The sequence below is a fragment of the Shumkonia mesophila genome, assembly GCF_026163695.1.
GTDB classification, from domain to species: domain Bacteria; phylum Pseudomonadota; class Alphaproteobacteria; order Rhodospirillales; family Shumkoniaceae; genus Shumkonia; species Shumkonia mesophila.
In genome coordinates this window covers 62398-85185 of record NZ_JAOTID010000018.1, presented here as the reverse complement: position 1 = coordinate 85185, position 22788 = coordinate 62398, and the positions used below count along the sequence as shown (strand labels likewise).

The window sequence follows — 22788 nt, the reverse complement described above, 5'->3', positions numbered from 1 at the left end:
CTCGACCCGCCGTCCTTCAACGTCGAAGTCTATCGCATCTAGGAGAGGGGAATGGACATGAAGGTCGTTTGCGAAATCACCATCGGCGGGGTGACCATCATCCGCCACTACACGACCGCGGCCGGCGTCAACGTGGGGTCGGTCCTGCGCAACATTCCTGGCGTCGGCAAGCCGTTCTGGGCTTGGCCGACCATCCCGGCGGGACAGGTGGTCGGCGCCGACTTCACCGGGGCGCCGGTCGTCTCCAGCGATCCCGCCGCCAACAACGCGGCGATTGCCGCCATCACGGCATTGCCGGAAGACGTGCTGATCTACGATCCGCCGCTTCAGTGACGGCGTTACCCCGGTGCCGGCCGGCCTCCCCGGGGGCCGGCCGGCGGGGGCCGGGGCGCGCCAACGCCCCGAACCGCGGAACACCGCTCCGCATGACCCTGATCGGCCGATTCAGGCCATCCCGCCACCTGCGATCACAGGCGGGCCGATCCTAGAGTGGTTGTAATGCGAGAGTCGACTCCCGTGCTTCCCGTCGCCCCCTACCTCGGGGGCAAGAAGAACCTGGCCAGGCGGATCTGCGAGCGGATCGAGGCCATGCCCCACAAGGCCTACGCCGAGCCCTTCGTCGGCATGGGCGGCGTCTTCTTCCGGCGCCGCCTGGCGCCCAAGGTCGAGGTGATCAACGACCTCAACCGCGAGGTGGCCACGCTGTTTCGCATCCTGCAGCGCCACTACGTGCCGTTCATGGAGATGATGCGCTTCCAGCTCACCACCCGGGCCGAGTTCGTACGCCTGGTGGCCACCAGGTCCGAGACGCTGACCGACCTGGAGCGGGCGGCCCGCTTCCTCTATCTCCAGCGCACCGCCTTCGGTGGCAAGATCTCCGGGCGCAACTTCGGCGTCTCGGTCGAGCGGCCCGGCCGCTTCGACATCACCCGCCTGGGGCCGATGCTGGAAGACGTGCACACGCGCCTAGCCGGCGTCGTCATCGAATGCCTGCCGTATGCCGAGTTCATCGGCCGCTACGACCGGCCGGACATACTGTTTTATGTGGACCCGCCCTACTGGGGCTCCGAGGGGGACTATGGCAAGGCCATGTTCGGGAGGGAGGATTTCGAGCGCCTGAGAGACCTCTTAAAGGGCCTTCAGGGGTCGTTTATACTGTCCCTGAACGACGTCCCCGAGGTGCGCCGGATCTTCGCCGGCTTCGCCATCGAGGCCGTCGAGACCGCCTACTCGATATCCCGCCAGGCCGACGGCCGTGGTAAGGTCGGGGAGGTGATCATCACCGGGGCGGTTGGGGGATAGGGCAATGAAGTTCTGTTACGCGATGGCGCTGCTGGGCTCGCTGGTGGGAACCTTCTTCCTGATCGAGGCCCTGCTCGGGGCAAAAGGGGCGCCCCAGCAGGCCGCCGCCGCGGCCATCGGAATCGCGTTCGCAGTGCTACCCTACGTCTTCGCCAGATGCGTCGAAAAGATGACCGGCCCGAGTGAGGTCAGGATCGTCAACTGAGCGCGTCTTTTTTGCTCCAGATTCAAGTGTCAACGACTCCAGAATCAAGTGTCACGCTACAGGAAGTGACGTGCCGCCTCGCCTTCTGCCCCCTCCCCCTCGATGGGGGAGGGCTGGGGTGGGGGTGCGGCGGCCCGATCGTCCACATCCCCCCTTTCCACCGGGCGCCGGCCCCTCTACATAAGGGGCACCTTGTCCGAAGAAGAATCCCTGCTCCCATGAAGACAGATCCCAAGCCCCAGCCGGCCAAGTTCGGTTCGCTTCTTGGCGTCGGCCCCGGGGAGGTGCCGGTCTATTCGTCCGACTACGCCTCGGCCGACAAGGCCGAGCTTCCCAACCGGCAGGCCTACCACAGCTACGTCGACGGCCTGTTCATGGGCTACAAGTGGCAGTGCGTCGAGTTCGCCCGCCGCTGGCTCTATCTCAGCAAGGGTTACGTCTTCGACGACGTCCCCATGGCCTACGACATTTTCCGCCTGCACTCGGTGCGCGTCGTGGCCGACGGCACGCGCCTGCCGCTGCGATCCTTCCGCAACGGCGCCCGGCGCTGGCCCGAGCCGGGCTGCCTGCTGATCTGGGACGAAGGCGGCGAGTTCGACATCACCGGCCACGTCGCCATCGTCAGCGAGGTCTTCAAGGATCGCATCCGCTGCATCGAGCAGAACGTCGAGAACAGCGTTTGGCCGGAAGGCCAGACCTATTCGCGCGAGCTTCGCGTCACCGTCACCCAGGACGGCGGCTATTGGATCGACTGTTCCTACAGCGACGCCCAGATCCTGGGCTGGGTGATGCAGACCGCCGACGACGCCTTCGCCGAGCCGCTCGTCGAGGTCGATCCCAGGCTGTTCAATCTGGAGCTTCGCGAGGTGCCCGACGATGGGCGGGCCGACGCCTGCTGGCTGGATGCCTCGAATCCGCCTGAAGCGGCCTATCTGGAGATGATGGGCGGCGCCAAGCTGGTCCGCGACGACGGCGACCGTACCAAGTATTTCGTCATGGGCGAGACGGCTAAGAAGGAACTCAGGCGCGCCACCAACGAGTTGCACGCCATGTTCATGCGGGCCACCCAGTACGCGCTCCAGGATGACGACCTCCTTCGCAAGTTCAACCTGCCGCCGGTGCTGTGGCCGCGCATCCGCCAGTCGTGGGAAAACCGTCGCAACCAGATGATCACCGGGCGGTTCGACTTCGCGGTCTCCGAGCAGGGGGTGAAGGCCTACGAATACAATTGCGATTCGGCTGCCTGCCACATGGAATGCGGCCTCGTGCAGGGCAAGTGGGCGGATCATTTCGGCTGCACGGTCGGCCACGACGCCGGCGAGGACCTGTTCGAAGATCTCGTCGGCGCCTGGCAGAAGGTCGGCGTCAAGGGCACGCTCCACATCATGCGGGACCGCGACCCCGAGGAGATTTACCACGCCCGTTACATGAAGGCGGCCATCGAGGCGGCCGGCCTTTCGTGCAAGGTCATCCGGGGTCTGTCGGGCCTCGGCTGGGACGATCAGGGGTGCGTGGTGGACGAAGACGGCGTGCGCATCGACACCGTGTGGAAGACCTGGGCCTGGGAAACCGCCATCGACCAGTTGCGGGCCGAGTGCGACGCCGAGGCCGAGAACCTGCGCCTGCACAAGACCATCGACAGGCGGGCCACGGCGCCCCGCCTGATCGACGTGCTGCTGCGCCCCGACGTCATGGTCTACGAGCCGCTGTGGACCCTGATCCCCAGCAACAAGGCCATCCTGCCGATCCTCGCGATGCTCTATCCCAACCACCCGTACCTGCTGGACACCCAGTTCGCGCTGACCGGCGACCTGGCGCGCAACGGCTACGTCGCCAAGCCGATCGTCGGGCGCTGCGGGCACAACATCTGCATTTACGATCATAACAACGACCTGATCGGCGAGACCGTTGGCCAGTTCGACGACCGCGACCAGATCTACCAGCAGCTGTTCAGGCTGCCGGTGATCGACGGCCTGCACGTGCAGGTCAGCACCTTCTCGGCGGCCGGCACCTATGCCGGGGCCGGGGTCCGGGTCGACCGCTCGCCGATCATCACGACGCTGAGCGACCTGCCGGCGCTGCGCATCGTCGAGGACAAGGAACTGGCGGGCGGCTGAGCGCGGGCCCGGGTGGGGGTGTGTCGCCGGAGCCAAAACGTTGACCCCGGCGCCCTTTCAGCGTATGGGGTCGCCTCTCGCGGCACCGACGGCTTTTTTTCAGGAAGACGGAATCCCGTATCCCCGCCCATGACCCTTCCCGACGGCGAAATCACCAAGCGGCGCACGTTTGCGATCATCTCGCATCCCGATGCCGGCAAGACCACGCTCACCGAGAAGCTTTTGCTGTTCGGGGGCGCCATCCAGCTGGCCGGCGCGGTCAAGGCGCGCGGTAAGGCGCGCAACACGCGCTCGGACTGGATGAAGGTGGAGGCCGAGCGCGGCATCTCGGTCGCCTCCTCGGTCATGACCTATGAATACGAGGGCTGCACCTTCAACCTGCTGGACACGCCGGGCCACCAGGACTTCAGCGAGGACACCTACCGCACGCTGACCGCGGTGGATTCGGCGGTGATGGTGATCGACGCCGCCAAGGGCATCGAGGCCCAGACCTTGAAGCTGTTCGAGGTGTGCCGCCTGCGCGACATCCCGATCATCACCTTCATCAACAAGATGGACCGCGAAGGCCGCGACCCCTTCGAACTTCTGGAGGACATCGAGCAGTCCCTGGCGCTCGACGTCACCCCGGCCAGCTGGCCGATCGGCATGGGCCGCCACTTCCTCGGCTGCTATGACATCCTGGGCGACGGCCTGCTGCTGCTGGGCAAGGGTCAGACCGCCGGCATCGAGGGCGACGATACGGGCCGCTTCGAACAGTGCTCGGGGCTCGACGACGCCAAGCTCGACGCACTGCTGCCCGACCACGCGGTCGCCAAGCTGCGCGAGGACGTGCCGATGGTGAAGGGCCTGTGCCGGCCGTTCGACCTGCAATCCTACCGCGAGGGGCACCTGAGCCCGGTCTATTTCGGCAGCGCCATCAACAACTTCGGGGTGCGCGAATTGCTGAAGGGGCTGGTGCGCATCGCCCCGCCGCCGGTGGCCCGCGCCACCGAGGAGCGGCTGATCGATCCGACCGAGGACAAGGTGGCCGGCTTCGTCTTTAAGATCCAGGCCAACATGGACCCCAACCACCGCGACCGCATCGCCTTCTTCCGGCTGTCGTCGGGGCACCTGAAGCGCGGCATGAAGCTCCATCACGTGCGGTCCGGCAAGGCCTTCAACCTGCACAATCCGCTGCTGTTCCTGGCCCGCGAGCGGGAAACCGCCGACGACGCCTGGGCGGGGGACATCATCGGCATCCCCAACCACGGATCTTTGCGCATCGGCGACGCGCTGACCGAGGGGGAAGCCTTGCATTTCACCGGCATCCCCAGCTTCGCCCCCGAGCTGTTGCGCACGGTGCGCCCGGAAGACCCGATGCGGGCCAAGCACCTCGGCCGCTCGCTCCAGCAACTGGCCGAGGAAGGGGTGGCCCGCGTCTTCCGCCCCAGGCTTGGCAACGACTGGATCCTGGGCGTCATCGGCGCCCTGCAGTTCGAGGTCATCGCCGATCGCATCCGCACCGAATACGACATCCCGGTGCGCATGGAGCCGACCACGCTTTATACCGCCCGCTGGGTCGAGACCGACGATCCGCTGGTGCTGAAGAAGTTCATCAACGCCAATTCGGGCGCCATCGCCGACGACCACGACGGCGAGCCGGTGTTCATGGCGCGCAACGCCTGGCACATGGATCAGACCGCCAAGGACTGGCCAGCCGTGCGCTTTCTCAAGACCAAGGAACAGACCCGCTAGACGGGCGAACCGGTGGCTCCACGGCCATCAGTTGTGCCAAACGGCCTATTCTGCTAGGATCGCGGGTCTTTTGGCTTGTGGGAGAAACCCATGCTCGGCCCTATCGCGGCGAGAACGCCGTCCGCGGCCCGGATTGTCGAGGCCGTGCCCGCGTCTTCCCTTCCCACCGTTGCAGCCTCCGCATCCGACGGCGTCCGGGTCGTTCCGGCGTTCGACGTCGAGCGTCTGAAGCGGGCCCTCGATGCCGCGCGGGCGGAAGCCGATACCCTGATCCTCCAGTTCAAGGAAGGCGCCAAGGCCAACGCCTCGGCCTTCAAGGCGGCCAAGCTCGAACTGGCGCGCGCCAAGCTGAAGGCGCTGAAGCTGGCCGCCGCGGTCAACGCATTGCGCCGCGACGCCAAGGGCGCGCTCCGGGCCGCCGAGGAGGCGGCCAAGGTGGCCCGCGCACTCAAGCGCATGCGGGGCCAGGAGGCGGAAACGCCCGCCGCGGCATCGTCCGCGCCGGCGGACTCCCTCCCGCCGGTGCCGGAAGTCGGTTTCGCCCCCGCCATCGACGCCCTCGTGCAGACCGCGCGCAAGATCATTGCCATCGCCCGCACGGCGGCCCATCCCGGCAGCCCCGAAGACAAGGCGATGGCCGACCTCCAGCGCCGCACGGGGGTTCCCGACGCGGCAATCGATGTGGTGGCCGGCAGCGACATGGCGCTCGCCGCCAACGACCTCGACGTCGTGGCATAGGAAATTCGCGCCTCGGGTCGGCCCCGGACGCGGCCATCTGTCCGATCGCTTTCTCCTCTCGTCATACCGTCCCCGGACTTGGCGGGAAAGGGGTGGTGTCCGCCCCCCCCCGGCGGGGTCATGGCCGCACTCGTTGCGGCCACCCACGTCTTTCTTCCCTCCCCCCAGAGCCTCGCATTGTTGACAATTTTGTTGACAGGGAAAGTCCCTCATCCCAAACTCCAGCGTCCCTTTCGACGAGGACAAAAAATAGAATCCAACTGGAGAACTTCCCCATGACTAGGACAAAGGTCCTGAGTGTCTTTGCGGCCGCCCTGATGGCGGGCGCGGCGATCGCCGGCACGGCGAACGCGGAAGCGTACAAGCCCGGCGACAAGATCAAGATCCTGCAGGGCTTCAAGCCCGGCGGCGGTTCCGATGCGCTGGCGCAGCTGGTGTTGCCGTTCCTGACCAAGGAAATGAACGTCACCTTCGTCAACGAATACATTCCCGGCGCCGCCGGCGCCATCGCCTGGGCGAAGCTCGGCAACGCCACGAAGAACGACGGCTACACGATCAGCATCACCAACTCGCCGATGATCGTGTCCAACTACCTGCTGAACGACGAGATCAAGTACAACGTCAAGCAGTTGGAACCGATCGCCAACGTGGTGACCGACCCCGGCATCCTGGTGGTCGGCCCGAACAGCCCCTACAAGACCTTCCAGGACTTCCTGGCCGCCGCCAAAGCCGCCCCCGACAAGATCACCATCGGCAACTCGGGCGTCGGCGGCGACGACTTCTTCTCCACCATCTTCCTGGGACAATTGACCGGTGCCAAGTTCAAGATGGTGCCGTTCAGCGGCGACGGCCCGTCGGCCACCGCCGCCATGGGCGACAAGATCGACGCCAGCGCCAACAACCTGGGCATCGTGTACGCCCAGCTCAAAGCGAGCAACCTGCGCGCCCTGGCCATCTTCTCGGAGAAGCGCCATCCGAAGCTGCCCGACGTCCCGACCATGAAGGAACTGGGCTACAACCTGGTGAACGGCTCCTCGCGCGGCTTCAGCGCGCCGGCCGGCATTCCCAAGGAAAAGCGCGACGCCCTGGTCAACGCCTTCAAGAAGGTATTGAGCGACCCGGCCTTCCTGGCCGAGGCCGAGCGCCAGACCCAGGACATCGAAGCGATCATCGGCGACGACTACAAGAAGCTGATCTACTCGATGGAAGACGTCTATCGTCCGATCGTCGAGGAAGTCAAAAAGAACGAAAAGAAGTAAGATCTCCCGGTTGCCAGCGGGGCCGGCCTCCACCGCGGGGCCGGCCCCAACGGGATTTGCTCTGCAGGTCCGGGAAAGCGGAGTTGTTCCATGCCCTACGTTCTTGTCGCGGCGGCCACCTGCGGGTTGGCCACGCTGTTTTTCATATCGTCCCTGTCGATGCAGCCGGCCGCCTATCAGATGCCGCGCCTGCTGGTCGCCCTGGTTTTCATCCTGGCGGCCGCCATGCTGATCGACTACGCCGTCCACAAGCGCCGGAAGGCCGCCGGACAACCGCTCGATGAACTGACGGTGCCGCTCCTTGTCCCCTTCTTCCAAGGCGCCATCATCTCCCGCATCGGCATTTTCCTGGGCGCCGTGGTGCTCTACGTCGTGTTGCTGGAACCGCTGGGCTACTTCATCGTCACGCCCTTGTTCCTGTTGGGCACGCTGCTCTACCTCCGAGCCTGCCGATTGTGGGTCGCCGCCGTCATCGCCGCCGTGGCGCCCGTTTTCGTCTATTTCATCTTTATCCTGCTGCTCGACCTGCCGGTACCGATGGGGATCATGGAATGATCGACAATATCCTTCTTGGGCTGAACAACGTCCTGCTGCTGCCGAACATCCTGGCCATTCTGGTGGGCACCGTCCTGGGCCTGTTCGTCGGCGCCATGCCGGGGCTGTCGGCAACGATGGCCATCGCCCTGCTGCTGCCTCTCACCTTCGGCCTGGCGCCCGAAACCGGCATCAGCATGCTGGCCTCGCTTTACCTCGCCGCCATGTATGGCGGTTCGATCGCCGCGATCCTGCTGCGCACCCCGGGCACGCCAGCGGCGGCGGCCACCGTCGTCGACGGCTATCCGCTGGCGATGGCCGGCAAGGCCGGCAAGGCCTTGGGCGTGTCGCTGACCGCCTCTTTCATCGGCGGCGTCATCAGCGCCATCGCGCTGATGACCATCGCGCCGACGCTGGGCATGCTGGTCCTGGAATTCGGCCCCGTCGAGCTGTTCGCGGTGGCGGTGCTGGGCATCACCATCATCGCCTCGCTGTCGCAGGGATCGACCATCCGCGGGCTGTTCGCCGGCGCGCTCGGCCTGCTGGTCGCGATGGTCGGCATGGACGTCACCACCGGCACGCCGCGCTTCACCTATGGGGTCATGAACCTGTTCGAGGGAGTGCCGTTCACGGTGGCGCTGATCGGCCTGTTCTCGATCCCGCAGGCGATCCGCCTGATCCAGTCGGATGCCGACATGGGCAAGCTGGTCAGCAAGGTGTCCGACCGCATGCTGCCGACCTTGGCCGAGTTCCGCCACCTGCTGCCCAACATCGTGCGCTCCAGCGGCATCGGCGTCATGACCGGCCTGGTGCCGGGGGCCGGCGGCGACACCGCCTGCTGGTTCGCCTACAACGAGGCCAAGCGGTTCTCCAAGCACAAGGAGAAGTTCGGCACCGGCTTCATCGACGGCATCGCGGCCCCGGAAGCGGCCAACAACGCCGTCGTCGGCGGCGCCCTGGTGCCGACCATCGCGCTCGGCATTCCCGGCAGTTCGTCGACCGCCGTGCTGATGGGCGCGCTGATGGTCCACGGCATCCTGCCCGGCCCCACCCTGATGACCGAGTACGCGGGCGTCACCTACACCCTGATCTGGGCGGTGTTCTTCGCCAATTTCGCGCTGCTGGGCATCGGCCTCGCCTTCACCCGGCTCAGCGTCTATGTCACGCAGATCCCCAACAAGATCATCGCGCCGGTCATCATCGTGCTGTGCGTGATCGGCTCGTTCGCCATCAACAACAGCGTCTTCGACGTCGGCCTGATGCTGATCTTCGGCATCGTCGGCTACATCTTCGACCGCCTGAAGATTCCCACCGCGCCGATGGTGCTGGGACTGATCCTCGGCAACATGCTGGACGGCAGCCTGCACCAGTCGCTGCTGATCAGCGACGGCAGCTTCATGATCTTCCTGGAAAGCCCGATCTCGGCGGTCCTGCTGGCCATCGCCGCGTGGTCGATCATCCAGAACACGCCGGCCGGAAAATGGCCGGCGGCGGCGCTGCGCAGGCTGTTTCGGAGGAAACAGACGGATTAGTCTTCCCGCGGCAGGTGTGATCGGCGACACTGACGGCACACCCTTGCGGTCTAAGGGTGCAGGATCGCACTTTTTGGGGAGGACATTGTCATGAACAGGCAGGACACGGCCCGCGCCGAGGGCACCAACGCCATGATGGCCCGATGGCTGGCCAGCGGCGGCGCCGTCGCGGCTCCGGCCGGGGCCGGCGTCCAGCGTTGCGGCGCGGAAGCCGACGACGGATTGCAGGGCGGGCGCTATACCACAAACCCCTTCTCCTGCATCGACGGCGGGTTACGGGCCGGGTCCTTCACCACGAACCCCTTCTCCTGCGCCGACGACGGGCTGCAGTGCAGCAACATCACCAGGGGCTACGGCTGCATTCCGCCGGGCGCCGACGACGGGCTGACTGCCGGCAACGCATCGCACTATGGATGCGGGATCTAGGCCGCGCGCTCGTAAAGCCATCGAAAGACGCCAAGCCCCGCCCCGCCGGCGGGGCTTTTGCTTTCTGGGAACGAAGCCGCCGGTCAGGCCGGCACCCTGTCGTCCTCGTTCCGCTTCATGTCACGCTCGACGTAGGTCGAATAGCTGGGCACCTCGCGCCGATAATCGGGGTCGAACACCAGCGGGCTGGAAATGACGTAGTCCGCCGTCGCCTTGTTGCAGGCCATCGGCAGGTTGTAGAGGACCGATAGGCGGGTCAGCGCCTTGACGTCGACGTCATGGGGCTGCGTCGTCATCGGATCGGTGAAGAAGACCAGGAAGTCGACCCTGTTCTCGGCGATCATGGCGCCGACCTGCTGGTCGCCGCCCAGGGGGCCGCTGCGCAGCCGGATGACATTGAGGTCCGGGCACTCGCGGTTGATCAACCCGCCGGTCGTCCCGGTAGCGTAGAGGGTGTGGTTGCGCAGGATGTGCGCGTTGTACTTCACCCAGTTCAAAAGCTCGATCTTCTTGGCGTCATGGGCCACCAGCACGATGACTTTCCTGTCCATGCTTCCACTCCGTTGCCGTTGCCGTCGGCGGACTTTCGCCCGCCCGTTAACCTTCACGTGCGTTCTGGTGCCCGCCCCGTCAAGGTGCGGGGCTTGGGCGCCTCGTGATTGTTTGAAGACATGATGCATTTGCGCCACGGCGGAACGCGAGCCTTAGGGGCGCCGGAAGCGGTTCTCGGACTCCCCTTCCAAAGGAGGCATCGGAGGCGCCAATAAAAGATATGTTATAACGTTGAAGTTTACGACGCCGTACGGTAATCTTATTGGAACAGGGTTCCATATTTGGAACATTGGTGGATATGGCCAACCGGCGAGACCTCCGGACGAGGAAACGGTCCGGCTGTTCGGCAAGGGGGCAGCCAATGACATTGAAACAAATGGGAAAGCGCGGGCCGGTCTTCGACTTTGCCGATTTTACCGGGGCGCCTTCAAAAACATCCTGGCCGAATGCGTGGAGCCGATCCGCGAAGGCCGACCGCCTGCGCAAGCCCCGCTGTTCCATCGCCGGACAAACAACGCTTTCGTCACAGACAAAAATTGGGAGGTAGATCCATGTCGATACGCTTTCTGAAGATCGCCTGCGCATCCGTCCTCGGGCTCGCCCTCGCGGCGCCGGCCTCGGCGGCGGACTACACCTTCAAGTTCGGCCACGCCCAGCCGCCGACCAGCGTGCGCCACAAGTCGATGGAGATGTTCAAGGCCGACCTTGAGAAGGCCAGCGCCGGGCGCATCGCGGTCGAGGTCTTCGGCGGCGGCGCGCTGGGCAACGAGGCCGAGTTGACCGACATGGTCAAGATGGGCACCATCCAGGGCACGCGCGGCGGGGCGTTTGCCAAGGCCAACAAGAAGTTCCTGATCTACACCCTGCCGTTCCTGTTCAAGGACACCAACTCGGTGCTGAAGGCCATGCGCAGCGACTTCGGCGCCGCCATCGGCAAGCACGCCGAGGCCAACGGCTATTACATCCCGATCACCGGGGTGGCCGGCGGCTTCCGCCAGATCACCAACAGCAAGAAGCCGATCACGGTGCCCGAGGAGGCGGCGGGGCTCAAGATCCGCACGCCGCCGATCGAGACCATCGTCAAGACCATGCAGGCGCTGGGCGCCAACCCGCAGTCGATCCCCTATGGGGAAACCTACATGGCGCTCAAGATGGGCGTCGTCGACGGCCAGGAAAACCCGCCGTCCAACATCGTCGAGATGAAGTTCTACGAGGCCCAGAAGTACCTTTCCGTCGTCGACTACCAGATCCACCCCGATCCGTTCATGGTCAACCTGAAGTGGTACCAGTCGCTGCCGGCCGACCTCAAGGCGGTGTTCGACAAATCGGCGAAGGCCGCCATGGCCTGGAGCGACGAAAACTGGCTGGCTTCGGAAGCCTCCTATCTCGACACCCTGAAAAAGAACATGACGGTCAACGTGGTCAGCCCGGAAAACCGCGCCAAGTTCGTGACCGCGGTGAAGCCGGTGTGGGATGCCTACGTCAAGGATGGCACCTTCACCGAGCAGGAAATCGAAAAAGCCGTCCTCGCCGGGAAGTAATGCAACCGACCTTGGCGGCGGCGGCTCAAACCGCCGCCGCCCTCTCTTTCAGGCCCGGGGAAGACCGATGAACGACCGCTCCACTCATCCAGGCGCCGCCGAAAGGTGGGCGCTGGCCCTCGAACGGGGCGCCATCAGGGGGCTGGAGGCCCTGCTGACGGTCACCTTCGCCTTCATCTTCATCCTGGTCGTGTCTCTTGTCGTGCTGCGCTACGTTTTCAACTCGACCATCGTCGGGGGCAACGAGGCGACCGTGATGCTGTTCATCTACACCACCGCGCTGGGCTCGGCGGTGGAACTGGCGCACGGCAAGCACATTGCCATCGACGCGCTCGTCGCCCGCCTGCCGCCCGCGCTGTCGCGCCGGCTCGACGTCTTCAACCTCATCGTCATCGCGGCGCTCAACGCCGCCCTTTTCGTCTACAGCCTGGACTGGATCGGCGCCGTTGGCGGCAGCGAGCATCCGGTCATGCACATCCCCGAAGGGGTGGTCGAGGTCGCCGTACCGATCGGTTGCGCGCTCACCTTCATCTTCTGCGTCACCCGCATCGTCGCCGCCCTGGCGGCCAAACCGGCCGTTCCGGAGTGAGATAAGCCATGCTCGTGCTTGCCGTCAGCCTCATCGTCTTCCTGGCGATTCGCATTCCCATCGGGTTTGCCATGGGCGCCTCCGGGCTGCTTTACTTCATGATCCACCAGCCGGCGCTCATTTCCGTGCTGCCGGCCCGCGTCTTCTCGGGCATGGATTCGGCGGTGATGATCTCGCTGCCACTGTTCATCATCATGGGCCACCTGATGAACAGAGGCGGGCTGACCAGCCGGCTGATCGGCTTCTGCATGCTGTTCGTGGGGCGCCTGCGCGGCGGCCTCGGCATGGTCAGCGTCATGGCCAGCATGATCTTCGGGGGCATTTCCGGCTCCTCGGTGTCGGACGCCGCTTCGATCGGCCAAGTGATGATCCCGGCCATGGAGGAGAAGGGCTATCCGCCGCGCGTCGCCGCCGGCCTGGTCGCCGCGGCCTCGACCATGGGCATGGTCATCCCGCCTTCCATCCCGATGGTCATCTACGCCTTCGTCGCCTCGGAATCGGTGGGCAGACTGTTCCTGGGCAGCCTGATCGCCGGCGTCCTGGTCGGCGTGTTCATGATGACGATCACGCTCATCCTGGCGCACCGCAACCGCTACCCGGCCGAGAAGGTCGACGTCTCGGCGGCCGAGCTCTGGCGCTGCTCGGCCCAGGCCATCCCGGCGCTCTTGATGCCGCTGATCGTCGTCGGCTCGGTGGTCTCGGGCGTCACCACCGCCACCGAATCGGCGGCGGTGGGCACGGTCTACGCGCTGCTGGTCGGCATGTTCGTCTACAAGGGCTTGAAGCTGGCCGACCTGCCGGGACTCTTTCGGGACGCCATCCTGAGCAGCGCCAACGTCATGATCATCATCGCCTTTTGCGGCATCTTCACGTGGATCCTGGCGCTCGAGCACGTCACCGAGACGGTGGGCCTGCTGTTCGCCCGCATGGAGTTGCAGGCGACCGCCGCGCTGCTGGTGGTCACCGTCATCGTGCTGCTGGTCGGCTTCTTCGTCGACGTCAGTCCGGCGATTCTGCTGCTCACCCCCATCTTCCTGCCGGCGCTGAAGCTGCTGGGGGTATCGCCGATCCAGTTCGGGGTGGTGCTGATCACCGGACTGGCGGTCGGGTTGGTCACGCCGCCGGTCGGCATGTGCCTCAACGTCTGCTCGTCGATCTCGGGGCTCAGCATCATCAACGTCTTCCGGGGGGCGGCGCCGTTCCTTCTCGCCAACGCCCTGGTGCTGGCGCTGATCTCGATCTTTCCGGAACTGAGCACCTGGCTCCCCGCGCTGATCATGGACTGAAAAGCCGCCTCGGTTGACTTCCCGCGGCCGCCGCCTAAGTATGCCGGCAAGGTCGAGTCGTTGACTCGTTCCGCCGCGCTTTCTCGAAGCGCCACCACTTCGCCCAGACGGGAAACCCAGGTGAAACTCTCCGGGCGCATCGAATACATTGCCGGGCTGACCCTTGTGACGCTGCTGGCCGTCGGCTGCCTGGTCGTGCTGCGGCCGTTCCTGTCGTCGATCCTGTGGGCGCTGGTTCTCTGCTTCTCGACCTGGCCGATCTATATGTGGATCCTCGCCAGGCTGGGGGGGCGCCGCACGCTGGCTGCCACCATCATGACCCTGCTGGTCGCCCTGGTGCTGGTCGTCCCGCTGGCGTTCCTCGGGGCCACGCTGGCCGAGCACGTCGCCGCCGTGATCCAGATCGTGCGCGTGCTGCTGGACGAAGGCCTGCCGCGCCCGCCGTCCTGGCTCGCCACGGTCCCCCTTTTCGGGGTCGACATCGAAGCCTATTGGACGCGCCTGGCGGCCGACGAGGGGGGCTTTCGCATCGCCGTCGAGCCCCATGTCGCCGAGGCCCGCGATTGGGTGCTGAGGAGCGGCGCCAGCCTCGGCCAGGGGGCGCTGGAACTCACGCTCAGCGTGCTGATCTGCTTCTTCGTCTATCGCGACGGCCGCGACGCCATGGTGCAGTTGCACTCCGGCGTAAAGCGGGTCGCCGGCGACCGCGCCCAGCACCTGCTCGACGTGACCGGCGCCACCGTCAGGGGCGTCGTCTACGGCATCATGGGAACGGCCTCGGTCCAGGGCCTGCTGGCCGGCCTCGGCTTATGGATCGCCGGCGTCCCCGGCGCCCCGCTGCTCGGCTTCGTGACGTTCGTGCTCTCGCTCATCCCGATGGGGCCGCCCCTGGTGTGGCTGCCGGCGGCGCTGTGGCTGCTCTACACCGGCTCGACCGGCTGGGCCATCTTCATGGCGCTGTGGGGGTTCGTCGTGGTCAGCAGCGTCGACAACATCCTCAAGCCCTGGCTGATCAGCCGGGAAAGCCGGTTGCCGCTGCTGCTGGTCATCTTGGGCGTGCTCGGCGGCCTCACCGCCTTCGGCTTCATCGGCATCTTTCTCGGGCCGACCCTGCTGGCCGTGGGGTTCACCCTGATCCAGGAATGGATCTCGCCCTTTCGGACCAAGCCGCCGGAGCCCGGAGCCATCGCCGGGGCCGGCCCCGATACCCTGGCTTGAGTGTGCCGGACGCCGCCGGGCCGAAACCGCCATCAAAATTGTCGCCAATTTCAAAGTCGTCGCCGCTAAGATGGCGGCATGCGCCAGACGTTGACCCTCCATCCGGATTCGCGTTGCTGGGCGGCGGCCCGCATCGAGGTCGACGCCGTCCGTCCGCGCCCCGGCGCCTTGGCGCTTACCTATGTCGTGACCGGCGCCATCGGCGATCTACGCCTGCCGGCCGTGGCGGCGGCGGCGCGCACCGGCCGGTTGTGGCGGCACACCTGCTTCGAAGCCTTCGTCGGGGCGCCACCGGGCGGCACCTATTACGAGTTCAATTTCGCGCCCTCGATGGCATGGGCGGCCTACCGGTTCGCCAGCTACCGGAAAGACATGGGCGCGGCGGACGTGACGGGCGCGCCCAGGATCGAGGCGCAATCGGCAGCCGATCGCTACACCTTGCATGCCGCCCTCGACCTGGAGGGCTTGCCGGGCCTGCCCGACGATGGCCCGTGGCGTCTCGGCCTCGCGGCGGTCATCGAGGAAATCGACGGCCGCCTATCCTACTGGGCCTTGGCGCATCCGCCGGGCCAGGCGGATTTTCATCATCCCGACGGCTTCGTGCATGAACTGCGAGCGGTGGAGCGAGCATGAAATTTGGCATCGATCGGCTTCTCGCCGAACCGGCCCTGCGGGCGCCGCTTAAAGGAAGACGCGTCGCCCTGCTGGCCCACCCCGCCTCGGTCGCCGACGACCTCGCGCATTCGCTGGACCGGCTGGCCGCCTGCCCCGACATCCGGCTGACCGCCGCTTTCGGCCCGCAGCACGGCCTGCGCGGCGACAAGCAGGACAACATGGTGGAATCGCCCGATTTCCGCGATCCGGTCCATGGCGTCCCGGTTTTCAGCCTGTATGGCGAGGGGCGCCGGCCGACGGACGCGATGATGGAAACCTTCGACGTCCTCCTCGTCGATCTGCAGGATCTCGGCTGCCGCATCTACACCTTCATCACGACCCTGCGCTACGTCCTGGAAGCGGCCTCGCGCCACGGCAAGGCCGTATGGGTGCTGGATCGTCCCAATCCGGTGGGCCGGCCCATCGAGGGCCTGAGGCTGAGCACCGGCTGGCAAAGCTTCGTCGGGGCCGGGCCGTTGCCAATGCGCCATGGGCTGACGCTGGGCGAACTGGGGTTGTGGTTCATCGGGACGCTCGGGCTCGACGTCGAGTACCGCGTTATCGAAATGAAGGGCTGGCGGCCCGATGCGGCGCCGGGCTTCGGCTGGCCCATGGCCGAACGGGTATGGGTCAATCCCAGCCCCAACGCGCCGAACCTTTTCATGGCCCGCGCCTATCCGGGCACGGTGATGGTCGAGGGCACGACCCTTTCCGAAGGCCGCGGCACCACGCGCCCACTGGAGATGTTCGGGGCGCCCGACATCGACGCCCGCCGGGTGATGGCAGAAATGGCGGCGTGGGCGCCGGAGTGGCTGGCCGGCTGCCGGCTGCGCGAGTGCTGGTTCGAGCCAACGTTTCACAAGCATGTGGGGATGCTCTGCCACGGCGTCATGATCCACGCCGAAGGGCCCGGCTACGACCACGCGGCGTTCAGGCCCTGGCGCCTCCAGGCCCTGGCCTTCAAGGCCATCCGCCGGCTCCAGGCCGACTATCCGCTGTGGCGCGATTTCGCCTACGAGTACGAGACGGGCAGGCTCGCCATCGACGTGATCAACGGCGGTCCGGCCCTGCGCGAGTGGGTGGACGACGCGGCGGCGACGCCAGGCGATCTCGACGCGCTGGCCGTGCCCGACGAACAGGCCTGGACCGCCGAGCGGCAAGCGTTTTTGCGCTATTGAGGCGGCGGCAATCGCCCGGCAACAGGGCCCCTCACGTCCCCTCGAATTTGTGGACCACCTTTTCCAGTTCGCCGAAGACGGCGTCGAAGCGGCCATCGAATTGGCGGTCGTCGGTGTGCTGGAGCACCACCAGCAGGGCGTCCAGGTGCAGGCGGGCGACCTCGACTTCCTTGGCCGACAGGGTGTCGCGCCCGGTCAGGAATCCGCACAGGCTGTCGCAGACCCTGCACACGGCGGCGAAGCCGATGGTCCCGCTGTGGCCGCGGATCTGGTGGGCCATGCGGCTTAGCCGCGCGACCGCGATCGGGCCGCCGCCGGTATCCTCGACGTCGGCGCCGGCGGCGTAAAGGGCGCGGCATTCCTCCTCCAGCACCGCCCGATAGTCGGGCTGGAGGTCCTTGAGCCCCAACACCGCCTGGGCCACCACCGCCGCCAGGTCGAGGTCGCGCAGCGGCGCCTTGGCCTTCAACGCATAGGAGGGAGCGATGAATTCCGCCTTGGCCTGCGATGCCGTCATGTCCCGGCCCTTGTCTTCGCTGTTCATGTCGCTTGGCCTTCCTCAGCCACGAGTTCCACCTCGCGGGAGGCTTCGCCTCCCGCCACCGCCGCAGATGGCGGGGCCGGTGGCGCGGCGGGGTCGTGGTCGGAGGTCCGCCGGCACGGCCCGGCATAGAACTCATCGACGCGCCGCCGGCGGTCGGGGCCGCAGAAATTCTCGGCGATGACGAACTGGCGCGGGCGCAGCACCGTCTCCTCGATGCGCAAATAGAGCGCTTCGATGGAGATCGGCTTCGACACGTACTCGGTGACACCGGCGTCGCGCGCGGTGGCCACCAGCTCCTCGGCGGTGAAGGCCGACAGCATGATGATCGGCATGGTTCGCGCCGGGCACTCCGGATTGCGGCGGATGGCCTTGGTGAGCTGGATACCGCCCATCGGCTCCATCTTGTAATCGACGATGGCGATGTCGGGCTTGTGTGCGGCCAGCGCTTTGAGCGCATCCTCGCCGTCGGTGGCCTCGTGGATGTGGACGGCCTGGGCGCCCAGCGCGCGCAGGATGGCTTTGACGATGGAGCGCGAGAACTGGCTGTCATCGACCACCAGGAACTTGATTTCCCTGAGATCGATGATCTTGCGCATGGGACCGGTTTCCATTGCGGCCGGCCGCGGGTTCGGGGCGGCGCCGGCAGGAGATGTACCCGAGTCGTGTTTCGAAGCGATGTCGGAGAAACGGATTCTTTGTAACGTTTTGTAACATCCGTGGCTCAACCGCACCCTGGCCGCCATCTGGGCGATCAACAACGGCCTCGACCGCCCGAACCCCGAAGCCGCGCTCAACTAGGGCTCCGTCCCTCGGGCATCCTTCGACATGGGCCCCGCCCGAGGCCAACGGCGTCTCCACCCCTTGAACCGCTTTCCGCCCCGGCAGGCATAGGCCGCGGATGGGGCGCCACGGCGGGGCCGCGGGGGCCGCAGACGTGAATGGCCGCAAACGCTGCGGCCATAACGCCTGGATTTCCGATTTCCGGAAAGGCCGGCCCCGCCCCCTCAAGCGTGCCGGCTATGGGCGATCAGCGCGGCCTGGGTGCGATTTTTCACCCCGAGCCGGCGGAAGATCGATTTCAGCTGAATCTTGACCGTGCTTTCCATAATGCCCAGTTTTTGGGCGATTTGCTTGTTGGATGAGCCGTTTTGGAGCGCCATCAGGATCTCGTGCTGGCGCGCCGTCAACTCGCCCCTCGCGGCGCCCCCGTTCACGGCGATTCGCTGGCGGCCGGCAATCGCACCTTCCGCCTGCGCCTCCGTGTAAGGCACCAGCAGATAGACCCGGGAACCGTCAAGCCCCGGGCCGGCGTCTTCCCCCCCGGGAGACGCGGGCGTCAAGATAAAGGTTGAAGGCATGGTGTGTCCCTCTCTCACATGTGGCCTCGATGAACATCCAATGCTTCCCTCAATCTTGCCTGATGCCTCCACGTTCCGTGGTATGGCGGCTAGTCGTTTATGCAAATCGTATGCCGCCACTTTCATTTCAAGCGGATCGTTTCTCTGGCCGAAAGTCGATGGCATTGCTTATCTCCCCTTCGAATCCGTAAGCTCGCCGCATCGCCCCGCGCCCCGATGGCCAAGGCCATCGGGCGGATGGACGTCCGCGCGGCGCCCCAGGGCGAAATGCGGCGGATTGCTGGAACGCTCCCCCTGCCCGGGGCCGTTCCCCTCGCCTCCGACCTCCCCAAAAAGACCCCGGCTGAGCCGGTCAAGGCGACGATTGGCCCCGGGCCCGTCAACGCACTTCCGAAGGCTTCCCGTCCGTCCCGAAGGGGCGCAGGAACTCCACCCAGCCCCCCGGGTTCATCTCTCCTTCAGCCATCATGTAGGCCGCGATATCGTCGAGCAGACGCTCGGTTTCCGGGGTGTATTGGCTGTCGTTCTCGGCCAGCAGTTCGGCCAAGCCGCCCTCGCAGGACATTCCTAATGTTCCCGTGACGGCCGCTCGCCTTCGGCCAATGGCGCCGGGCCGGCATCGCCGTCCATGTCGTCGCCGCCCAGTTCGCCGCCGTCCACCATGTAGGCGGCGATGTCGTCGAGCAGATTCTCGGCCTCCCGGGAATCGAGCAGGGGGTCCGCCCCCCACAGGTCGGCCAGCCGGCCCAGCCTCCGCCGGTATTCGCCATAGGAAGAAATCGAGGTTGGAAACAACCGCCGTCCCATCACAAACTCTCCTCATGCTGACGGCGCCACCGGCCGTCTTCGTTGCGCTGCCTATTGAAATTCGCGGTACGGGCCGCCCGCCCGGTCGGCACGACAATGCGCGCCGTCAGGCCAAGGCCCGTCGAGTGAAAGGAAAGGGTGGCGCCCAGGCGCTGGCCCAAGGTGCGCACGCGCCTGAGCCCGGCCCCGCCGTCGTTGGCCGCGTCGAAGCCTTCCGGCAGCCCGACGCCGTCGTCGGCCACCTCGATGACGACCTCGCCCCGGGGGCCTGGGCGGCACACGATGGCGAGCCTGCCACGCACCCGCGCCGGATGGGCGTGGCTAAGCGCGTTGGCGATCAGTTCCCAGGCCATGCGGACCAGCGGCGCCACCTGGTCTGGCCGCACCGAACAGGTGCTGTCCAGACAATAGGTGACATCGACGCCGGCCGCCGGAGGGCGCGACGAGACCAGGCTCGCACCAACGTCCCGCAGGCACGTCGCAATATCCAAAGGTGCCAGCCTCAATATGTTCGCCATGATCGTTTCCACCTGAGCCAAGGAATCAAATGTCTGTTCATTACTTAGATCCTGCAACTATTTATTAATGATGACTCGTTTATAGGTGCATTATCGGCACTTTTTGCTGCCTATTGTCTTTATGAGTTCATTGCCCCTTGTGTGCCGGCGGCTGACGAGGGGGAGAATGAGTAGATTGCGCCGACGGGTGCCTTTACCTCTTTTTAGCCGTTGACGCGTCTGCCGCAATCTCCATAATTGTGCCATGGGCTGATGGGGAGAGAGGCCGATGACCCAGCTGTTCAGAGGCGAACGCCTCCAAATCATGATGACGCAGGAGGAACTGCGGGCGCTGGACGATTGGCGGTTCGAGCGGCGGATGCCGACCCGGGCCGCCGCCATTCGCGAGCTCTTGAAACGCGGCCTGGCGGCTGACGGCTTCGATCGCGCCGAGGACGGCTCGAAATCCCAGGACTTCGGGGTGCTCAAGGCGACCGGCACGGATACGGCCGGCGAATAGCCCGCGCCCGGACGCGGCCCTCCTGCGACAGGCTCTGGACAAGGCCGTGAAGCAAACCCGCATGCCAAGAAGCCCCCTCCCTGCCCCCCCACGATAAGGCCCCCCCTGTGACGGCCGTCGCAGCCGGGGGGCGGCATTCGGCGTAACGTGATTCGCGACGCCGGAGGGGGCGCTCGCGATCGCGGGCTTCAAACAACCAGGAATGGGAGAGATCATGGAACGGACAAGCAGTCACGAGGCGGGCCTGATGGCCGCCTGGATCGCCACCGGCGGCGCCGGCGACGCCCTGCGCGAGACGGCGGGAGAGGACGACGGATTGGCCGCCCTCGGCTTCTCGCGCTCGGCTCATTACTGCGGCGACGACGGGATCACCGCCGCCATGCCCACGCGGGAATTCTATGTCTGCGGCGACGACGGGCTTGAGGCCGGCCACCACACCGGGTTCGGCTGCCTGCTCATTGACGACGGGCTCGCCGCAACCACCTCCACCGTGCCGACGGCGCTGTGCCACGCCGACGACGGGCTGACGGCCGGCGGCTACGCGTCCACCATCGGCGCCTTCTGCTGGTAAGCGTCGGCGATCCTTCGACACGGGCCCGAAGGCCCTGCTCAGGATGAGGACTTCAAAAACCCCTCATCCTGAGCCTGCCGAAGGATCAATAATCGAACCACCGAGAACACCGAGAAAGGCACAGAGGGGAAGGAAGGGATCGTCCGGGCCAGGCCCGGACAGGAGGTTCTTCTCTGTGAAACTCCGTGTTCTCTGTGTTCTCGGTGGTGAATCTTGCTTCCTTTGAAGCCGCCTATTGACGGCGACGGCCAGCCCGGATCGGCGTAGGATGATCCATAAAAAAACCCAACGGAGGAACACGCATGCAAACGATCATCCAGGAAACCGGCGCCAGCCTGATGGCGCAATGGCGGACCACCGGGGGCGCGATGGGCGCGGCGGTCGGCGAGCCGGCGACCGGCGATGACGGGCTTCAGGCCTCCTCCCCCATCACGGGCGCCTATTGCACGTTCGGCGATCCCAGGCTGACCGCCTGCGAGCCCAGCTTCTCGCGCATGTGCTTCGTCGAAGATGGGCTCAAGGCCACCGGCCCCACCCAGAGCTGGCCACGGTGCTTTTAAGGCCCTGAAAAAAACGTAGACCCGCCTTCGCCGAAGCGAAGCTCCGGCTTCGCGCAGGCAGGTCCACGTCTTCCTCTCCCTGTTGCCCCGCCGGCGCCCCCCCTACTCCTTATGCGCGTGCGTTGGGCCTTGCCCGGCGGCGCAACCCCGCGTAGTATTTGCCCTCGCTTGCGACTGCGATGCACTTTCAACCGCTGACCCGAGGGGGGGTATCGAGCCTATGCATACGATTTCCACCACCGCGACCCACAACGACCTGATGGCGCAATGGCTGGCCACCGGCGGCGCCGTCGAGCCGACGGCGGCCCCGGCCGAGACGGCCGGCGACGACGGCCTTTCCACGGCCCCGCACACCTTCATCGTCTACTGCGTCGAGGACGACGGGCTTGCCGCCCTGATCCCGTCGATGGGGCTGCCCTGCGGCGCCGACGACGGGCTTGCCGCCGCGCAGACCAACTACTACTGCCGCGATGCCGAGGGCGGGCTCGAGGCGCTTTCGGTGTCGCGCGCCTGCGTCGGAGCCGAGGGCCTCAAGGCCGGCAACTCCACCAATCCGTGGGCGTGCCGCTGAGGGAAGGGGATCGATCGATGCACACACCCGTACCGAACAACGCCGCCGCCGACCCGATGGCGGCGTGGCGGGCCAACGGCGGCGCCTTCGAGGCGCCGCCAGCCCCGGCCGGGGCGGCCGGAGACGACGGGCTGATGGCCTCGCCCGTCACCATCTTCGTCCCCTGCCACGGCGACGACGGACTGACCGCCAACCGGGTGACCTCGCCGGCCGGCGGCTGCCCGCCCTTCGCCGACGACGGGCTTGCCGCCGGCGGCTCTCCGACCCGTCCGCCGGAATGCTGGGGCGTCGCGGTCATCGAGGACGACGGCCTCGCCGCCAGCGCCGCCTCTCCCACCTACCCCGGCTTCTGCTGGGGCCCGCGGTAGCCCTTCGGGAAGAAAGACGTGGATCCCCGCAACACGTGCGGGGATGACGGATGGGAGTTCAATTTCCATCGTCATGGCCGGACTTGTTCCGGCCATCCACGTCTTCCTCTCTTAGCCAACCCGCGCC

Annotated in this window: 28 protein-coding genes; 21 read left to right on the top strand and 7 right to left on the bottom strand. The window is 66.2% G+C overall.

Annotated features, from left to right (window positions below; all coding sequences use genetic code 11):
• Positions 1-51: 51 nt before the first annotated feature.
• The 10 genes from ODR01_RS22190 to ODR01_RS22145 all read left to right on the top strand — a co-directional run bounded on the left by ODR01_RS22190 (position 52) and on the right by ODR01_RS22145 (position 9847).
• Complete coding sequence (locus ODR01_RS22190; protein WP_316979901.1) at positions 52-333, top strand: hypothetical protein; 282 nt, start codon at positions 52-54, stop codon at positions 331-333.
• Between the two features lie 183 nt (positions 334-516).
• On the top strand, positions 517-1302 hold the full coding sequence (locus tag ODR01_RS22185; RefSeq protein ID WP_316979900.1) for a DNA adenine methylase: 786 nt from the start codon (positions 517-519) through the stop codon (positions 1300-1302).
• Positions 1303-1306: 4 nt separating this feature from the next.
• Positions 1307-1507, top strand: coding sequence for a hypothetical protein (locus ODR01_RS22180; protein WP_316979899.1), 201 nt, complete (start codon positions 1307-1309; stop codon positions 1505-1507).
• 218 nt (positions 1508-1725) lie between these two features.
• Complete coding sequence (gss, locus tag ODR01_RS22175) at positions 1726-3624, top strand: bifunctional glutathionylspermidine amidase/synthase (RefSeq protein ID WP_316979898.1); 1899 nt, start codon at positions 1726-1728, stop codon at positions 3622-3624.
• A gap of 129 nt (positions 3625-3753) precedes the next feature.
• Complete coding sequence (locus ODR01_RS22170) at positions 3754-5358, top strand: peptide chain release factor 3 (RefSeq protein ID WP_316979897.1); 1605 nt, start codon at positions 3754-3756, stop codon at positions 5356-5358.
• Between the two features lie 90 nt (positions 5359-5448).
• Positions 5449-6096 (top strand): hypothetical protein, encoded by a 648-nt coding sequence (locus tag ODR01_RS22165; protein WP_316979896.1) that lies wholly within the window; start codon positions 5449-5451, stop codon positions 6094-6096.
• A 275-nt stretch (positions 6097-6371) separates the two neighbouring features.
• Positions 6372-7355, top strand: a complete 984-nt coding sequence (locus ODR01_RS22160) for a Bug family tripartite tricarboxylate transporter substrate binding protein (protein WP_316979895.1) — start codon at positions 6372-6374, stop codon at positions 7353-7355.
• Positions 7356-7445: 90 nt separating this feature from the next.
• On the top strand, positions 7446-7910 hold the full coding sequence (locus tag ODR01_RS22155) for a tripartite tricarboxylate transporter TctB family protein (protein ID WP_316979894.1): 465 nt from the start codon (positions 7446-7448) through the stop codon (positions 7908-7910).
• Positions 7907-9421 (top strand): tripartite tricarboxylate transporter permease, encoded by a 1515-nt coding sequence (locus ODR01_RS22150; RefSeq protein WP_316979893.1) that lies wholly within the window; start codon positions 7907-7909, stop codon positions 9419-9421. Before ODR01_RS22155 ends, ODR01_RS22150 begins: the two co-directional genes overlap by 4 nt.
• A 90-nt stretch (positions 9422-9511) precedes the next feature.
• Positions 9512-9847, top strand: a complete 336-nt coding sequence (locus ODR01_RS22145; protein ID WP_316979892.1) for a hypothetical protein — start codon at positions 9512-9514, stop codon at positions 9845-9847.
• Between the two features lie 83 nt (positions 9848-9930).
• Here ODR01_RS22145 and ODR01_RS22140 read toward each other — a convergent pair whose 3' ends face one another.
• Entirely contained in the window at positions 9931-10398 is a 468-nt protein-coding gene (locus ODR01_RS22140; protein ID WP_316979891.1) for a methylglyoxal synthase, read from the bottom strand.
• A 552-nt stretch (positions 10399-10950) separates the two neighbouring features.
• Here ODR01_RS22140 and ODR01_RS22135 point away from each other — a divergent pair.
• From ODR01_RS22135 to ODR01_RS22110, 6 genes are all read left to right on the top strand, one after another.
• Positions 10951-11940: a TRAP transporter substrate-binding protein gene (locus tag ODR01_RS22135; protein ID WP_316979890.1), complete on the top strand. Its 990-nt coding sequence runs from the start codon at positions 10951-10953 to the stop codon at positions 11938-11940.
• 67 nt (positions 11941-12007) lie between these two features.
• Positions 12008-12529 carry a TRAP transporter small permease gene (locus ODR01_RS22130; RefSeq protein WP_316979889.1) on the top strand — a complete coding sequence of 174 codons (522 nt, stop codon included), beginning with the start codon at positions 12008-12010 and terminating at the stop codon, positions 12527-12529.
• Between the two features lie 8 nt (positions 12530-12537).
• The gene (locus ODR01_RS22125; protein ID WP_316979888.1) at positions 12538-13815 is read left to right on the top strand and encodes a TRAP transporter large permease; all 1278 of its coding nucleotides are present in this window, start codon (positions 12538-12540) and stop codon (positions 13813-13815) included.
• Positions 13816-13935: 120 nt separating this feature from the next.
• The gene (locus tag ODR01_RS22120; RefSeq protein WP_316979887.1) at positions 13936-15033 is read left to right on the top strand and encodes an AI-2E family transporter; all 1098 of its coding nucleotides are present in this window, start codon (positions 13936-13938) and stop codon (positions 15031-15033) included.
• 78 nt (positions 15034-15111) lie between these two features.
• Positions 15112-15666, top strand: coding sequence for a DOMON-like domain-containing protein (locus ODR01_RS22115; protein WP_316979886.1), 555 nt, complete (start codon positions 15112-15114; stop codon positions 15664-15666).
• Positions 15663-16865, top strand: coding sequence for an exo-beta-N-acetylmuramidase NamZ family protein (locus ODR01_RS22110; protein WP_316979885.1), 1203 nt, complete (start codon positions 15663-15665; stop codon positions 16863-16865). Before ODR01_RS22115 ends, ODR01_RS22110 begins: the two co-directional genes overlap by 4 nt.
• A gap of 31 nt (positions 16866-16896) precedes the next feature.
• Here the strand turns inward: ODR01_RS22110 and ODR01_RS22105 are convergent, their stop codons facing one another.
• The 6 genes from ODR01_RS22105 to ODR01_RS22080 form a co-directional block, all read right to left on the bottom strand.
• Positions 16897-17409, bottom strand: a complete 513-nt coding sequence (locus ODR01_RS22105; protein ID WP_316979884.1) for an Hpt domain-containing protein — start codon at positions 17407-17409, stop codon at positions 16897-16899.
• Entirely contained in the window at positions 17406-18005 is a 600-nt protein-coding gene (locus ODR01_RS22100; RefSeq protein WP_316979883.1) for a response regulator, read from the bottom strand. Before ODR01_RS22100 ends, ODR01_RS22105 begins: the two co-directional genes overlap by 4 nt.
• A 408-nt stretch (positions 18006-18413) precedes the next feature.
• Positions 18414-18767, bottom strand: a complete 354-nt coding sequence (locus ODR01_RS22095; RefSeq protein ID WP_316979882.1) for a response regulator transcription factor — start codon at positions 18765-18767, stop codon at positions 18414-18416.
• A gap of 379 nt (positions 18768-19146) precedes the next feature.
• Complete coding sequence (locus ODR01_RS22090; RefSeq protein ID WP_316979881.1) at positions 19147-19332, bottom strand: hypothetical protein; 186 nt, start codon at positions 19330-19332, stop codon at positions 19147-19149.
• Between the two features lie 2 nt (positions 19333-19334).
• A complete protein-coding gene (locus tag ODR01_RS22085; protein WP_316979880.1) occupies positions 19335-19574 on the bottom strand; it encodes a hypothetical protein in 240 nt (79 codons plus the stop codon).
• Positions 19574-20092, bottom strand: a complete 519-nt coding sequence (locus ODR01_RS22080) for an ATP-binding protein (RefSeq protein WP_316979879.1) — start codon at positions 20090-20092, stop codon at positions 19574-19576. Before ODR01_RS22080 ends, ODR01_RS22085 begins: the two co-directional genes overlap by 1 nt.
• A 268-nt stretch (positions 20093-20360) precedes the next feature.
• Here ODR01_RS22080 and ODR01_RS22075 point away from each other — a divergent pair, with 268 nt between their 5' ends.
• The 5 genes from ODR01_RS22075 to ODR01_RS22055 all read left to right on the top strand — a co-directional run bounded on the left by ODR01_RS22075 (position 20361) and on the right by ODR01_RS22055 (position 22661).
• On the top strand, positions 20361-20591 hold the full coding sequence (locus ODR01_RS22075) for a hypothetical protein (protein ID WP_316979878.1): 231 nt from the start codon (positions 20361-20363) through the stop codon (positions 20589-20591).
• Positions 20592-20805: 214 nt separating this feature from the next.
• Positions 20806-21162, top strand: a complete 357-nt coding sequence (locus ODR01_RS22070; protein ID WP_316979877.1) for a hypothetical protein — start codon at positions 20806-20808, stop codon at positions 21160-21162.
• A gap of 302 nt (positions 21163-21464) precedes the next feature.
• The gene (locus tag ODR01_RS22065; protein WP_316979876.1) at positions 21465-21722 is read left to right on the top strand and encodes a hypothetical protein; all 258 of its coding nucleotides are present in this window, start codon (positions 21465-21467) and stop codon (positions 21720-21722) included.
• A 220-nt stretch (positions 21723-21942) separates the two neighbouring features.
• On the top strand, positions 21943-22293 hold the full coding sequence (locus ODR01_RS22060; RefSeq protein WP_316979875.1) for a hypothetical protein: 351 nt from the start codon (positions 21943-21945) through the stop codon (positions 22291-22293).
• A 17-nt stretch (positions 22294-22310) separates the two neighbouring features.
• Entirely contained in the window at positions 22311-22661 is a 351-nt protein-coding gene (locus tag ODR01_RS22055) for a hypothetical protein (protein ID WP_316979874.1), read from the top strand.
• Positions 22662-22788 lie beyond the last annotated feature (127 nt).